Source organism: Sphingobium sp. KCTC 72723, from assembly GCF_014280435.1.
GTDB lineage: Bacteria > Pseudomonadota > Alphaproteobacteria > Sphingomonadales > Sphingomonadaceae > Sphingobium.
The window spans coordinates 1,631,701-1,645,736 of sequence record NZ_CP060388.1; the positions used below are offsets into that span (position 1 = coordinate 1,631,701).

The following is a 14,036-nucleotide window of genomic DNA, read 5'->3' on the forward strand; positions in this document are numbered from 1 at the left end:
GCAAAACCCCTTATCATTCTCACCGGGTTATGACGATAGCAGCCCATCCCCCCTCTACGTCAAATGACGGATTGGTCGGGCGAGGTGGCCACCCCCTCTCACCGTCATCCCGGCGTAGGCCGGGATCCCGCTGCCTTTTGCAACCGCGCAAAAAGGAAGGGAGATGCCAGCCTGCGCTGGCATGACGAAAAAGGCGACACCCTAAGCCAGCATCTCCGCCGTCACCGGCAGGCTGCGCACTCGCTTGCCGGTCGCGGCATGGATCGCGTTGACCAGCGCGGGAATGACCGGCGGCAGCGCGGGCTCGCCAAGTCCCGTGGGCGGATAGTCGGTCTTTACGAATTCCACGATGATCGCGGGCGTCTCGGTTATCCGCTGCAACGGATGGGTATCGAAATTCCCCTGTTCCACTGCGCCTGCGACCTGGGTGATGATCTGCCCGGCCAATGCCTGGCCCAGCCCCTCAATCACCGAACCCTGCACCTGATGCAGCGCATTGACGGGGTTGATGATCTGGCTGCCGACATCGCCTGCCACCCACACGGTCTTTACCGTCGGCACGCCATCGGCCACGACCACTTCCAGAACTTCGGCAAAATAGCCCATATGGCTATAATAAAAGGCAAAGCCCTTGCCATGCCCCTTGGGCAGCGCCTTGGCATTGGCCCAATCGGCCATCGCCAGCACCTTTTCGATCACGCCCTTGGCTCGTGCCGTCACGAACGGCGGCGCATTGGACCCGCGATTCAACTCCTTGGGATCGCTCAATAATTCTAGCATCAGCGTGGGCAGATCCTTGCCCGCTGCCTGCGCGACCTCGTCCAGAAACGCCTGCGTCACGAAACCCAAAGCGTTCGATCCGGGCGCGCGCAGCCAGCCGGTCGGCATGTTGGTGGAAAGGAAACTCTGTTCCAGCAGCACATGGTCGATCAGCCCGACCGGCAATTCGGTCGCGGGCAATTCGGCCGATCGCACCGGCTTGCCATCCTTGCCGAAAGTCACGAAATGATCGTGAAACGCGCTCAGCCTGCCGCCCTTGTCGATCGCCGCGCGAAAGCCATGCCAGCCCGCCGGACGATAGAAATCGCGGTGAAAATCATCCTCCCGGCTGAACAGCAATTTCACCGGCACGCCCGGCACCTGCCGCGCGATCGCGGCGGCCTGCACCATATAATCGTTCATCAGCCGCCGCCCGAAACCGCCGCCGATCCGGGTGAAGTTGATGCGGATCTTTTCCGGCGGCAGGCCCATCGCCTTGGCCACCAGCCCGCGTCCATTTTCCGGGTTCTGGGTCGGCGCCCAGATCTCGACCGCGCCATCCTTGAACAAGGCCGTGCAATTTTGCGGCTCCAGCGTGGCATGGGCGATGAAGGGGTAATGATAGTCCGCGCTGATCACCTTCCCCGCCGCCGCGAATGCCGCGTCCACATCGCCGGTCCGCGCAATGTCGCCGTCCGCCTTGCCCTTCGCCCGCGCCGCCGCCTGCGTCGCATAGCTATCGGTCGAAAAGCCCGACACCGCGCTCATATCCCACTCGACCTTGAGCGTTTCGCGCGCCTGTTTCGCGCTCCACCAGCTTTTCGACAGGATCGCCACCCCGTCATAGCCCGACTCCGCCGTGCCATCGCCCTTGATCGTCAGCACATGCGCCACCCCCGGCAAGGCGCGGACCGCATCCAGATTGGCCGACTTGAACGTCCCGCCAAAGGCCGGGCATGTCTCCAGCACCGCGTACAACATACCGGGCAGCTTGAAATCGATCCCGAACAGGGGCTTCCCCGCGACGATGGCGGGCGTATCCACCCCGCCGATCGACTGGCCGATGATGCGGAAATCCGCCGGATCTTTCAGTGTCAGCGTCACCACATCGGGCGCGGGCAGCTTCGCCGCCGCCCCGGCCAGCGCCGCATAAGTCACCGACCTGCCCGATTTGGGATCGCGCACCGTGCCGCTGACCGTCGTCAGCGTCTCCGCCGCCACGCCCCATTGCGCCGCTGCCGCCGCGACCAGCATCGCCCGCGCAGCCGCCCCTGCCCGCCGCGTCGGCAACCATTCGCGCGGCGTCGTGCGGCTGCCGCCTGCCGATTGCCCGCCGAATATCGCGGCGTCGGCATGGGTCTGCTCGATGGTCACCTGCGTCCAGTCGACGTCCAGTTCCTCAGCGATCATCATTGGCAGCATCGTCTTTGCGCCCTGCCCGACTTCGGCGTTTTTCGCGCCGATGATGACGCGGTTGTCGGGCAATATGCGGATGAACGCGGTCAATATCACCGGCGTCCCGTCCGCCGCCTGCGCCATTGGCACATGCAGGTCGAACAGCAATCCGCCGCCCGCCATCAGCGACGCGGAAATGAAGCCCCGGCGGGATAGTGCGACCCCGCTCATGCGCCAATCTCCGCAGAAGCTGCCTTGATCGCGGCGCGGATGCGCACATAGGTCGAACAGCGGCAGATGTTGCCCATCATCGCCGCGTCAATTTCTTCGTCGCTGGGCTTTGGCGTCGTCGCCAGCAGCGCGGTGGCGCTCATGATCTGCCCCGCCTGGCAATAGCCGCATTGCGGCACGTCCTGCGCGATCCAGCTTGCTGCCACACGCTTGCCCACCGCACTTTGCGCCACTCCCTCGATCGTGGTGATCTTTGCCCCCGGCACATCGCCCAGCAATGTCTGGCACGACCGCACGGCATTGCCATCGACATGCACGGTGCAGGCGCCGCACAGCCCCGCGCCGCACCCGAACTTGGTTCCCACCATGTCCAGATCCTCACGCAGCACCCACAGCAACGGCTTGGCCGGATCACCATCGACCCGCCGCGCCACGCCATTCACCGTCAGACTGATCGCCATTGTCTCGTCCCTTTTGTCCCGCACCCCAAGATGCGCAAACGCCGCTTCCTGTCCAGCCCGTTCAGGACGCCAGCGCCACTATTTCGTCCGTCGCCACATCATAGCGACCATGCGCCAGCAGCGCGTCGAACTGCGCGCGCCCGTCCACCGGCCCGCGCGCCAGCAATCGCCCGCCAGCATCAATCAACGCCGCGCTGGGGCGCACACCGATGCGGAAATCCGCGCCGACCTGCGCATTCAAAATGACGTCGGTGTCGCGGATGCGATGCTGGCGCAGCATGTCGGCATACTCCTCCGCCCGCCCTTCGCCCAGGAACAGCAGTCGCAGCGCCTTGCGATCCGTCAGCGCCAGCGCGTCGCGCACCGCCGACCGGCTGGCCCCGCACCCCGGCGCAATGAACAGCAGCAATTGCGCCCGCCCGTCCGCGCTCGGCCCGCCGATCGTCAGCATATCCCCCGCCAGCGTCGGCGCGCTCACCACCGGCGCGGACCGCCCCGGCACCGCAGGCATCGCCCTTGTCACGGCTGGCCCGGCGCTATCCTGCATCGCCCGCAACTGCCGCGACAAGGCGACGACCGCCACCACCAGCAGGATGACCACCATCCACAACAGGAAAAGAGACGCGATCAGCACGCGGCGAATATGTCCATGTCGATGTTCCACTCCCCGATCGCTCGCCCCTTGCGCTAAAGGAACCGCCCGCCACGCTCGATAGGGCGTTTGACGTAGGGTTGCCCGCCGCCCCGCTGCTATCGTCAATTCAGGGATCGTTCGCAGGATTCCCTATGTCGTCGCAGGTAAAGATAAACGGCCTTCCCATGGCACCTGCGAAAGGCCCGGATTCTCGACGCAGGATCCGGGCCTTTTGATGGCAGGCTACGTCAATCGCCCCATTTGCCACGCGGGTCCGCCTGGCCTAGCCTGCCACGCATGGGAACGGGCTTTCGGGGGAACGGCATTGAGCATCAAACGCATGGCGCTGGGCGCGCTGCTGGCCGCGACGGTCATATCCTCCGCCGCCGTGATCGCGCAGGGCGACAAGCCGACGATTCCCGCCGCGCTGGAAGCCAAGATCAAATCCCTGCCCAAGGCGAAGCGCGACTTTCTCACTTCCGACCCGGCCGAAATGTTCGCCGGTTCCTTCGACAAGCTGTTCGAACGGTTGGCGACCAAATCGCCGCAGGAAATCGACGCCTATATCGAAGCGATGATGGATGCGGTCGAAGCGTCCAAATATAACGCGAAAACAGACATGGCGGCGATCCCGCTCGACACCGGGAACGAAAATTTCAACGGCTGGAAACTGCGCCGCCCCGACGGGCTGGACCCCAAGCGCGAACCCGGTCCCTTTTCGCTCAGCTATTACGCCCATGCCACCGCAGGCGGCGGCGTCTATGGCGGTGGCATCGCGACTTTCGCCGGTGCGCCCGTCGCGGTTTTCCCCGAAGATCTGGTCGCAGGCAAGGTGGATGTGGCCATCGTCGGCGCGCCGCTCGACATGGGGTCGGGCTATCGCGGGGCAAAGGGCGGCCCGTCGGCCATGCGCACCCAATATGGCGCGGGCGGCATCGACATGTATACGATGGTCGACCCGTCGAAGGAACTCAAGATCGTCGATTATGGCGACATCGCCGTCGACAATATGTCCACCGAACGCACCGTCGCCCATGTGCGCGAACGGGTCGCCGAAATCGCCCGCACCGGGGCCATCCCCTTCATCGTCGGCGGCGACCACAGCCTGGAATATAGCGACGTCGCCGGGATTGCCGATGTCCATGGCAAGGGCAGCTTTGGCGTCGTCCATTTCGATTCCCACTATGACGCGGGCAAGGGCGGCGTCCATTTCATCACCCATGGCGCGCCGGTCTATCGCGCGGTGAAGGAAGGCCATGTGCTGGGGAAAAACTACATCCAGGTCGGCCTGCGCGGACCATGGCCGGAAAAGGAAGGCTTTGAATGGATGCGCGACAATGGCGTGCGCTATCATGCCATGCCGGAGATCGAGAAAAGCGGCTGGGCCGCAACGATGGAACGGGCGCTAAAGGAAGCGCGCGAAAGCGGCAAGAAACTCTATGTCTCCTTCGATGTCGACGTTCTGGACCCCGCCTTCATCCCTGGCACCGGCACCCCCGTTCCCGGCGGCCTGACCATGCGCGAAGCCATCCCCATCGTGCGCCGTCTATGCGCGGAAAATGAGCTGGTCGGCTTCGAAATCGTCGAACTCGCCCCCGTGCTGGACCCGACCTACCGCAGCGCATTGAACGCCAACTTCATCATGCACGCCTGCCTGACCGGCGTCGCCATGCGCAAGAAGGGGATCAAACAAGCGGGCTTCCTCTCCGACCTCACCACCGAACATGGCCAGCCCTTTTACGGCGAAAAGGCAGCGAAGGACGGCAAGGCGGAAAAGGTCGATCCCGGCTTTGCACGCGGCGGGAACAGTCGGGGCAGCGGCCGCCCGGCGACCTGATCGTCAATCCATCCGCACCTTGCCGCGTCCCTGCTTCACCGTGGCGCGCTTGACCTTGCCTTCGACTCTACGCTTTTGCGACGCTTTGGTCGGCTTGGTCGGGCGGCGTTTCTTGGGAACGATCGTGGCTTCGCGGATCAGCGCCAGCAGGCGTTCGCGCACTTCCTGCCGGTTCAGCAATTGCGACCGCGCGCCTTCGCTGCGCAAAATCAGCACGCCGTCGCGCGTCAGCCTGGACCCGGCCAGTTCCGCCAGCCGATATTTCACGGCTTCGGGCAAGCCAGGCGAATTGGCCACGTCGAAACGCAACAGCACCGCGCTGTCCGTCGTGTTGACATGCTGCCCGCCCGGTCCCGACGCGCGCGTATAGCTTTCGACGATTTCGTCGCTGTCTATCGCAATGGACCGGGTGATGGGGATAGCAGTCATGGCGCGCTGATAACCTACCCCCCCTGCCCGATCAAAGGCCGGCGTCGGCCAGTATCTCTTCGCCAAAACCGGCAGCGGCAAAGGTCGCGGGCAACGGCGCCGTCGCCTCTGCGGCGGGCTTGTCCCCGCGCGCGATGCTCAGGAAACGACTGTGCAACAGCATCTTGCCTTCCCCATCGCCATAGACCGGATCGCCCACGATGCCAAAGCCCAGCCCATGCAGCGCATGGACGCGAATCTGGTGGGTGCGCCCGGTCTGCGGCGTGAAGAAGATCAGTGAACGCCCGTCCTTTTCCGCCAGCTTGCGCCAATGCGTCACCGCGACCTTCCCCGCCTTGGCCGGGATCATGCGCCAGCCTTCGCTCGCGCTGCTGATCTTTTTCAGCGACAATTCGATGATGCCCTCATCATCGGCCGGCACGCCTTCCACCACCGCGACATAGCGCTTGGCCACCGTCCCGGCCTCGAACGCGGCGGCAAAGCGCTTGTGCGCCTTGGGATTGCGGGCCAGCAGCAGGCAACCGCTGGTGTCGCGGTCCAGCCGATGGACCGGCAAAGGCCAGCGCGCAAAGCCGAAGGTCAGCGATTGCAGATGATTTTCCAGCGCGATCGACCCGTCGCGCGGAGCATCGACCGGCAGGCCAGCAGGCTTGTCGAGGATAATGGCCTCGCCATCGATGAAAAGAACAAGGTCGGTAAGCAGGGCCAAGGGATAGGGTCCGATCGGGAAACAGGGAAATGGGCGACGATTGACGCGCGCGCGCCTTCCTATAGGGCGTGGCGGCGATGGGGAACAGGGGGCAAACCGAAACAGGCGCAGACGCGCGACTAAACTGGGTCGATGTCGCGCGCGGCATCGGCATCCTCGCCGTCGTCATCGGCCATGTGTGGACGCGCGGTCCCTTGCGCGACGCCATGTATAGTTTCCACATGCCGCTATTCTTCCTGCTGTCGGGCCTGCTCTCCCGCCCGCAGCCGGTGGCCCGCTTCACCGCCCGCCAGATCGCCGGGCAGATGCGCCCCTATGCCGCCTTCCTGCTGCTGCTGATCCTGGCCGACCAGATCATCGAACCGTTAAAGGGCGGCCGGCCGATCTTTCATGTCTGGCCCGATGATCTGCTGCCGATACTATTGGGCGGTTACTGGCTGCGCGGTCCCTATACTATTTTCTGGTTCGTGCCGTGCCTCATGCTCGCCCGGATCGCCTTCAACGCCCTGCTGGTGCGCTGGCCCGATCCGTTCGACCGGCGCTGGTTCATGCTGGTGCCGCCAGTGCTGGCGCTGGCCTATGCGGCGGGATGGGCAACGCCCGCATCGCCGCTGGGGCTGGTCGCCGTGCCGATGGCGTTCCTGTTGCTATGGGCGGGATCCGCATGGGCGCGCGTCCGCTGGCGCAACGGCATGGCCGTGCCGCTGGCCCTGTTCTCGATCGCCGGGCTGGCGGGCCTGCTGCCCACGCTCAACATGAAAGTCGGCGATTATGGCTGGCCGATAGTGTCGATCGTATCGGCTGTCGCATCGTCCCTGCTCATCATGCGCCTGTCCGCCCGCATTACGCCCTTCGCAACCCCGCTCGCCGCTCTGGGCCGGGCGTCACTGGTCATCATGTATCTGCATGTCGCCATGATCCACTATCTCTCGCCCTATCTGGGCAAGCCATGGCTGCTGGCCATCGCCCTGACCGCGCCCTTCGCAATCGACCGACTGATCCGCCGCTCCCGCCGCGCCAGCGCGCTGTTGCTCTAGAGTTGAAGCGACCAGCTTTGCACAGTTACTGATCCTCCCCTTAAAGGGGAGGAACCGTCGATCATGCGCAGTCTTGATCGGCTTTGACTCTAACCGTCAAATATCCTGTGCGATCCGCCCGTAAAGATCAGGCCGCCGGTCGCGGAAGAAGCCCATGCCCGCGCGGTGCGTCCGCGCCTGCGCCAGGTCGAGCGTGGCGACCAGCGCGCCATGGTCCCTGGCGTCCGCTTCGGCGGCGAAATCGCCCCATTGATCGGTGATGAAGCTGTGGCCGTAGAATAGCTGCCCGTCTTCATCGCCGATGCGGTTGGCGGCGATCACCGGCATACAATTGCTGACCGCATGGCCGATCATCGCGCGCCGCCACATCCGGCTGGTGTCGAGTTCCGCATCATAGGGTTCGGAACCGATGGCGGTGGGATAGAACAGCATTTCCGCCCCCATCAACGCCATGCAGCGCGCGGTTTCAGGATACCATTGGTCCCAGCAGATACCGACGCCAATGGTGCCATATTTCGTCGGCCACACCTTGAAACCCGTATTGCCGGGGCGGAAATAATATTTCTCCTCATATCCCGGCCCGTCGGGGATATGGCTCTTGCGATACACGCCCATCACCTCGCCCTGATCGTCGATCATGGCCAGCGAGTTATAATGATGCTGCCCGTCCCGCTCGAAGAAACTGGTGGGGATATAGACGCCCAGATCCTTGGCCAGCTTGCGCATTTCCTGCACGGCGGGATGCACATCGACCGGCTGTGCCTGCGCGAACAGCGCCTCATCCTCCACGCGGCAGAAATATGGCCCCTCGAACAATTCGGGCGGCAGGATGATCTTGGCCCCGCGCATGGCGGCCTTGGTCACATGGGTTGCGACCTTGGCGATATTCTCGGCCATGTCGTCGGTAAAGCTCAGCTGCAATGCGGCAACGGTAACCTTGGTCATTCCTCACTCCACGCGCGCTTGTCTGCCGCGTCCTATAGCGATGTCCGACCCGCTTGCCACCGGGCTGGCAACCAAAATCTGCTGCGCCCAAGAGTCTGTCTCGAAATGCGCCTTTGACGCATCCGCACCGGCCCACACCCCCACCCGACCGCCCATTCAGGATACACTCTGTGGGCGGTCGGGTGGGGGTGCGGGCCGGTGCGGAACGCTTACAACAACGTCGTCGCGTGGCGCAGCACCATGTCGCACAGCCTGGTCTTGACCTTGCCCTTCAGGCTGGCGATCGGCAACGCACCCTGATCGCTTTTCAGCGTGCCGGTCTGGCCCAGTTGAAACCCGGTCGAATCCTTGACGCCCGGCTTTCCGGTCAGCTTGCCCAGCACCGACGACGCGCTGGTCGCGTTGACCAGCTTGTTCTTGACGCAATAGCTCAGCACGCCCGCCGCATTGCCCGCACCCGCCGACGCCATATTGGGCAGCGCGCCGCCCAACATCCCGCCAATGTCGCCTAGTTGTGCGACTGAAGCCGTGGAACTCAACAGCGCCATCGTGGCGATCATGATGCGGATCATGGACATTCTCCTGACTTGGCTACCGACTCCGGCGCGCCTTGGGCGACAGACTGGCCGCTTCCCGCGCCCCTTGCAACGTTACAGCGAGGGCATCTGCTGGCTGCAACAATGGAAACTGCCCCCGCCCGACAATATCGCGTCGCTGCGCAGCCCCACTATCTCCCGCCCCGGAAAGAAGGGCGCGAACGCATCCAGCGCCGCCTGATCATTGGGCTGGCCATAGATCGGCACGATGACGGCAGCATTGCCGACATAGAAATTCATGTAGCTGGCCGGAATCGCTTCGCCGTCCACCATCACCAGACCGGGCGATGGAATGTCCGTCACCGCCACCCCCTGCGCCGTCGCCCGCGCCCGCGCATCGGCATAGATCGCCGCGTTGGGATCGTCCGGCGTCGTCGCGATCGGCAAAGCCAGCAGGCCCGGCGCGACGAACCGCGCCAGATTGTCGACATGCCCATCGGTATGATCGTTCAACAACCCGTCGCCCAGCCACAGCATGTCGGACAGGCCCAGGCTCCCGGCCAGCAACGTCTCTATCTTGCCCCGGTCCAGGTCCGGGTTGCGATTGGGGTTGAGCAGGCATTGTTCGGTCGTCACGAACAGGCCAGTGCCGTCCGTATCAATCGCGCCCCCTTCAAACACCCAGTTCTGCGTCGATACCAGCATCCCCGTGGTCGCGGCCAGCCGCGCGCCAATATCCTCGTCGCCCGGCATCTGATATTTACCGCCCCAGCCATTGAAGCCGAAATCGACCAGCGCCCGTCCATATTCTTTGGCGCCCGCACCGTTCAGCACCGCAATCGGCGCCGTGTCGCGCAACCATATGTCGCCAAGCCGCTGCACGATGATAGACACGCCCGGATCGACCAGCCCGCGCGCCACCTGCGCGTCCGCCTCCGTCGCAACGACCAGCCTGACCTCCTCGCCACGCCCGCCCGCATGGAGCGCACTGGCAAAGGCGGCGATCTGCGCCCGCGCATCGTCGAACGCGCCGGGCCATTCGGCAGGGTTGGTCGGAAAGCCGATCCAAGTCCAGTCGTGCGGCGCCCATTCGGCAGGCATATGATATGTCATGATGTCGTCCTTGCTCGGCGGCGATGGTCGGCATCGGGGCCGATCCATGATAAGGCTTGGGTCGGCCCGCTCCATAGCGGCACGCGCCCGGTCTGGACAGGGGGAGAGTGGCATGATGCGCAGGATTTTCACCAGCCTGGCGATGGCGCTGGCGGTTCCATTGACGGCGCAGGCCGGCGAACTGCCCGGCTGGATCGCGGGCGCATGGGTCGAACGTAATGGCGACAGCTGGTCGGAGGAATATTGGTCCGGTCCACGCGGCGGCATCCTGCTCGGCGCGGCGCGCACGGGCAAAGGCAGCACGCTGGAATTTTGGGAACAGACCCGGATACAGATCGACCCGGACGGCAGCATCGCTTTCTATGCCTCGCCCAAGGGCGCACCCGCATCGCGTTTCCCCATGGTTTCGCAAAGCGCGACCGAAATCGTCTTTGCCAATGCCGCCCATGATTATCCCCAGCATATCCGCTACTGGCGCGACGGCAAATTCCTCCGCGCGGCAATAGCGAAGATCGACGGCAGCGCCGCGCGTGGCTGGACCTATGCGCCGATGGGGCAATAGGGAAGGGATCGGGATAGCCCCGCTTCCGCCCCATACGTCATATACCCCATATCCCGACCCGCATCGCAACCGCACATGTCGATCATGACCGCGCACGGCGCCATACCCCTCCCTCCCCGCTCCCGGCATCAGCGCGTCGATGGCCGCGCCATGGTCGCCTTCGGCCCGCGCGGCATCCGCGACATGATGCAGGTCGCGCCTGCGCGCCTGCTGTTCCCCGACGGGCGCGAAGGCGACTTTCCCCTGTGCGTCACGGTGACGACCAGCGGCGGGCTGACCGGGGGGGACCGGCTGGCGCTCGACATCATCGTCGATCCCGGCGTCGCCGCGACCATCGTGCCGCAGGCCGCCGAAAAACTCTATCGCGCGCTGGATGAGGACGAACCCACCCGCATCGACACCCGCATCGCCATCGGCGCGGGCGCGACCTGCGAATGGCTGGCGCAGGAAGCCATCCTGTTCGACCGCAGCAAAATGCGCCGCACGCTGGAGGCGGACATGGCCCCCGACGCGCGGATGCTGGCAATGGAAATGCTGGTGTTGGGGCGCAGCGCGATGGGCGAAACCTATCAGAGCGGCCTCATCCACGACAGTTGGCGCATCCGCCGGGGCGGGCGGCTGGTCTGGGCCGATGCGCTGCATGTCGAAGGCGACTTTGCGACGCAGGGCCGCGCCCCCTTCGGCTTCGGCGATGCGAGCGCCATCGCCACCCTCGTCTATGCCGGGCCGGACGCTGCCGACTATCTCGACCTTGCCCGCACGCTGGTAGACGCGCCCACCGGCGGCGCGACCAGCTTCGATGGCCTCCTCATCCTGCGCCTGACTCGCAACGACGCGCAGGCGCTGCGCAAGGATGTGATGCGCGCGGCGGGCGTTTTGCGTGCCGCGATATTCGGACTGTCGCCCTCCATGCCTACAATCTGCTACTGCTGATTCCATGAACCTGACGGGACGCGAAAAAGACAAATTGCTGGTGGCGATGGCCGCCATGGTCGCGCGGCAAAGGCTGGCGCGCGGGGTCAAACTCAACCATCCCGAAGCGATCGCGCTGATCACCGACCATGTCGTCGAAGGCGCGCGCGACGGCCAGTCGGTCGCCACCCTGATGGCCAGCGGCGGCCACGTCCTGACCCGCGATCAGGTGATGGACGGCATCGCCGACATGATCCACGACATTCAGGTCGAAGCCACCTTCCCCGACGGCACCAAACTCGTCACCGTGCATCGGCCGATCCGGTGAGGGGCTTGGCGACTCATACCTCCGTATTCCCGCGCAGGCGGGAACCCAGCCCCACCCTCTCGACTGGATTCCCGCCTGCGCGGGAACACGGCGTGTCGGGGACAGCCCCATGATCCCCGGCGAAATCATCCCCGCCCCCGGCGACATCATCCTGAACGCAGGGCGTGCGCCCATCACGCTCACTATCGCCAACAGCGGCGACCGCCCGATTCAGGTCGGCAGCCATTATCATTTCGCCGAAACCAACCCCGCTTTGATCTTCGACCGAAAAGCCGCGCGCGGCCATCGCCTCGACATCCCGTCCGGCACCGCCGTCCGCTTCGAACCGGGCCAGACGCGCGACGTGCAACTCATCCCCTATGCCGGGGACCGTATCGTCATCGGCTTTCGCGGCGATGTGATGGGAACGCTATGACATGCCCATAACCATCCCCCGTCGCGCCTATGCCAGCATGTTCGGTCCCACCACCGGCGACCGCGTGCGGCTGGGCGACAGTTCGCTCCTCATCCGGGTCGAGGATGACCTGACGGTCTATGGCGAGGAAGTGAAATTCGGCGGGGGCAAAGTGATCCGCGACGGCATGGGGCAAAGCCAGATGTCCCGCGCGGACGGCGCGCCCGACACCGTCATCACCAATGCGCTCATTCTCGATCATTGGGGCATCATCAAGGCGGACGTGTCGATCCGCGACGGCCATATCGCCGCCATCGGCAAGGCAGGCAACCCGGACGTCCAGCCCGGCGTCACTATCCCCATCGGCCCCGGCACCGAAATCATCGCAGGCGAAGGCCGCATCCTGACCGCAGGCGGCATCGACGCACATATCCATTTCATCTGCCCGCAGCAGGTGGAGGAAGCCTTGAACGCGGGCATCACCACCATGCTGGGCGGCGGCACCGGCCCCGCGCACGGCACGCTGGCCACGACCTGCACGCCCGGCGCATGGCATATCGGGCGCATGTTGCAGGCGCTGGAAACCATGCCAATGAACTTCGGCCTGATGGGCAAGGGCAATGCCAGCCAGCCCGCCGCTCTCATTGAAATGATTCGCGCGGGTGCCTGCGGCCTCAAACTCCACGAAGATTGGGGGACCACGCCTGCCGCCATCGACTGCTGCCTGTCGGTCGCCGACGAATATGATATTCAGGTCGCGATCCACACCGATACGCTCAACGAAGCGGGCTTCGTCGAAAGCACGATCGGCGCGTTCAGGGACCGCACCATCCACGCCTTCCATACCGAGGGCGCAGGCGGCGGCCATGCGCCCGACATCATCAAGCTGGCGGGCCTGCCCAACGTCCTGCCCTCCTCCACCAACCCGACCCGGCCCTACACCGTCAACACGATCGAGGAACATCTCGACATGCTGATGGTGTGCCACCATCTCGACCCCCGCATTGCCGAGGATGTCGCCTTCGCCGACAGCCGCATCCGCAAGGAAACCATCGCGGCGGAGGATATTCTCCACGACATCGGCGCTTTCTCGATGATGTCGTCGGACAGTCAGGCGATGGGGCGCGTGGGGGAAACCATCATCCGCTGCTGGCAGAGTGCCGACAAGATGAAGCAGCAGCGCGGCAGCCTTGGCACCGACGATGCCGACAGCGACAATTTCCGCGCCAAACGCTATATCGCCAAATATACGATCAACCCGGCGATCGCCCATGGTATCAGCCATATCGTCGGCTCCATCGCGGTGGGCAAACTGGCCGATCTGGTGCTGTGGTCCCCCGCTTTTTTCGCGGCAAAGCCCGACATGGTGATCAAGGGCGGCAGCATCGCCGTTGCCCCCATGGGCGACCCGAACGCCAGCATCCCTACGCCCCAGCCGGTCCATTACCGCCCGATGTTCGGCGGCATCGGCCGCGCGGGCGCGCTGTCGTCACTCCATTTCGTATCGGCGGCCAGCATCGCGGACGGCATCGCCGAACGGCTCCACCTCGCCCGCCCGCTCGAAGCCGTGCGCAACACGCGCGGCGGCATCGGCAAGGCGTCGATGATCCTGAACGACGCGATGCCCGACATTCAGGTCGACCCCGAAACCTACGAAGTCCGCGCCGACGGCGAACTCCTCACGTGCGAACCGGCCAGCGTGCTGCCGTTTGCGCAGCGCTATTTCCTGTTCTGATGGGTGCCGCGCCAACCCG

The 14,036-nt window shown here is 64.7% G+C and carries 15 protein-coding genes; 7 read left to right on the plus strand and 8 right to left on the minus strand.

Translation table 11 applies throughout. From position 1 onward, the window contains the following. Positions 1 to 201 precede the first annotated feature (201 nt). From SPBM01_RS08195 to SPBM01_RS08205, 3 genes are all read right to left on the minus strand, one after another. A complete protein-coding gene (locus SPBM01_RS08195) occupies positions 202 to 2,385 on the minus strand; it encodes a xanthine dehydrogenase family protein molybdopterin-binding subunit (protein WP_188064965.1) in 2,184 nt (727 codons plus the stop codon). Further along, the gene (locus SPBM01_RS08200; RefSeq protein WP_188064967.1) at positions 2,382 to 2,846 is read right to left on the minus strand and encodes a (2Fe-2S)-binding protein; all 465 of its coding nucleotides are present in this window, start codon (positions 2,844 to 2,846) and stop codon (positions 2,382 to 2,384) included. The genes SPBM01_RS08195 and SPBM01_RS08200 overlap by 4 nt, the downstream gene beginning before the upstream one ends. A 61-nt stretch (positions 2,847 to 2,907) precedes the next feature. Beyond that, positions 2,908 to 3,480 (minus strand): methylamine utilization protein MauD, encoded by a 573-nt coding sequence (locus tag SPBM01_RS08205; protein WP_188064969.1) that lies wholly within the window; start codon positions 3,478 to 3,480, stop codon positions 2,908 to 2,910. Positions 3,481 to 3,805: 325 nt separating this feature from the next. On the opposite strand from SPBM01_RS08205, the gene SPBM01_RS08210 reads away from it, so the two are divergent. Continuing rightward, positions 3,806 to 5,317 carry an agmatinase family protein gene (locus SPBM01_RS08210; RefSeq protein ID WP_262504363.1) on the plus strand — a complete coding sequence of 504 codons (1,512 nt, stop codon included), beginning with the start codon at positions 3,806 to 3,808 and terminating at the stop codon, positions 5,315 to 5,317. Positions 5,318 to 5,320: 3 nt separating this feature from the next. On the opposite strand, the gene arfB is transcribed toward SPBM01_RS08210, so the two are convergent. Then, complete coding sequence (gene arfB / locus SPBM01_RS08215; RefSeq protein ID WP_188064971.1) at positions 5,321 to 5,746, minus strand: alternative ribosome rescue aminoacyl-tRNA hydrolase ArfB; 426 nt, start codon at positions 5,744 to 5,746, stop codon at positions 5,321 to 5,323. A gap of 31 nt (positions 5,747 to 5,777) precedes the next feature. Beyond that, on the minus strand, positions 5,778 to 6,455 hold the full coding sequence (locus SPBM01_RS08220; RefSeq protein WP_188064973.1) for an RluA family pseudouridine synthase: 678 nt from the start codon (positions 6,453 to 6,455) through the stop codon (positions 5,778 to 5,780). 77 nt (positions 6,456 to 6,532) lie between these two features. Between SPBM01_RS08220 and SPBM01_RS08225 the strand changes: the two genes are divergently transcribed. Then, complete coding sequence (locus SPBM01_RS08225) at positions 6,533 to 7,492, plus strand: acyltransferase family protein (RefSeq protein WP_188064976.1); 960 nt, start codon at positions 6,533 to 6,535, stop codon at positions 7,490 to 7,492. Positions 7,493 to 7,588: 96 nt separating this feature from the next. Here the strand turns inward: SPBM01_RS08225 and aguB are convergent, their stop codons facing one another. From aguB to SPBM01_RS08240, 3 genes are all read right to left on the minus strand, one after another. Next, on the minus strand, positions 7,589 to 8,437 hold the full coding sequence (gene aguB, locus SPBM01_RS08230; protein ID WP_188064978.1) for an N-carbamoylputrescine amidase: 849 nt from the start codon (positions 8,435 to 8,437) through the stop codon (positions 7,589 to 7,591). A gap of 209 nt (positions 8,438 to 8,646) precedes the next feature. Further along, positions 8,647 to 9,009, minus strand: a complete 363-nt coding sequence (locus tag SPBM01_RS08235; protein WP_188064980.1) for a DUF2501 domain-containing protein — start codon at positions 9,007 to 9,009, stop codon at positions 8,647 to 8,649. Positions 9,010 to 9,087: 78 nt separating this feature from the next. After that, complete coding sequence (locus SPBM01_RS08240; protein WP_188064982.1) at positions 9,088 to 10,086, minus strand: agmatine deiminase family protein; 999 nt, start codon at positions 10,084 to 10,086, stop codon at positions 9,088 to 9,090. A 112-nt stretch (positions 10,087 to 10,198) separates the two neighbouring features. Here SPBM01_RS08240 and SPBM01_RS08245 point away from each other — a divergent pair, with 112 nt between their 5' ends. The 5 genes from SPBM01_RS08245 to ureC all read left to right on the plus strand — a co-directional run bounded on the left by SPBM01_RS08245 (position 10,199) and on the right by ureC (position 14,017). Then, positions 10,199 to 10,648, plus strand: a complete 450-nt coding sequence (locus SPBM01_RS08245) for a DUF6265 family protein (protein ID WP_262504364.1) — start codon at positions 10,199 to 10,201, stop codon at positions 10,646 to 10,648. 75 nt (positions 10,649 to 10,723) lie between these two features. Beyond that, positions 10,724 to 11,581 carry an urease accessory protein UreD gene (locus SPBM01_RS08250; protein ID WP_188064984.1) on the plus strand — a complete coding sequence of 286 codons (858 nt, stop codon included), beginning with the start codon at positions 10,724 to 10,726 and terminating at the stop codon, positions 11,579 to 11,581. A gap of 4 nt (positions 11,582 to 11,585) precedes the next feature. Next, positions 11,586 to 11,888, plus strand: a complete 303-nt coding sequence (locus tag SPBM01_RS08255; RefSeq protein WP_188064986.1) for an urease subunit gamma — start codon at positions 11,586 to 11,588, stop codon at positions 11,886 to 11,888. Positions 11,889 to 11,997: 109 nt separating this feature from the next. Further along, a complete protein-coding gene (locus SPBM01_RS08260; RefSeq protein ID WP_188064988.1) occupies positions 11,998 to 12,303 on the plus strand; it encodes an urease subunit beta in 306 nt (101 codons plus the stop codon). A 1-nt stretch (position 12,304) separates the two neighbouring features. Next, on the plus strand, positions 12,305 to 14,017 hold the full coding sequence (ureC, locus tag SPBM01_RS08265) for an urease subunit alpha (protein ID WP_188064991.1): 1,713 nt from the start codon (positions 12,305 to 12,307) through the stop codon (positions 14,015 to 14,017). Positions 14,018 to 14,036 lie beyond the last annotated feature (19 nt).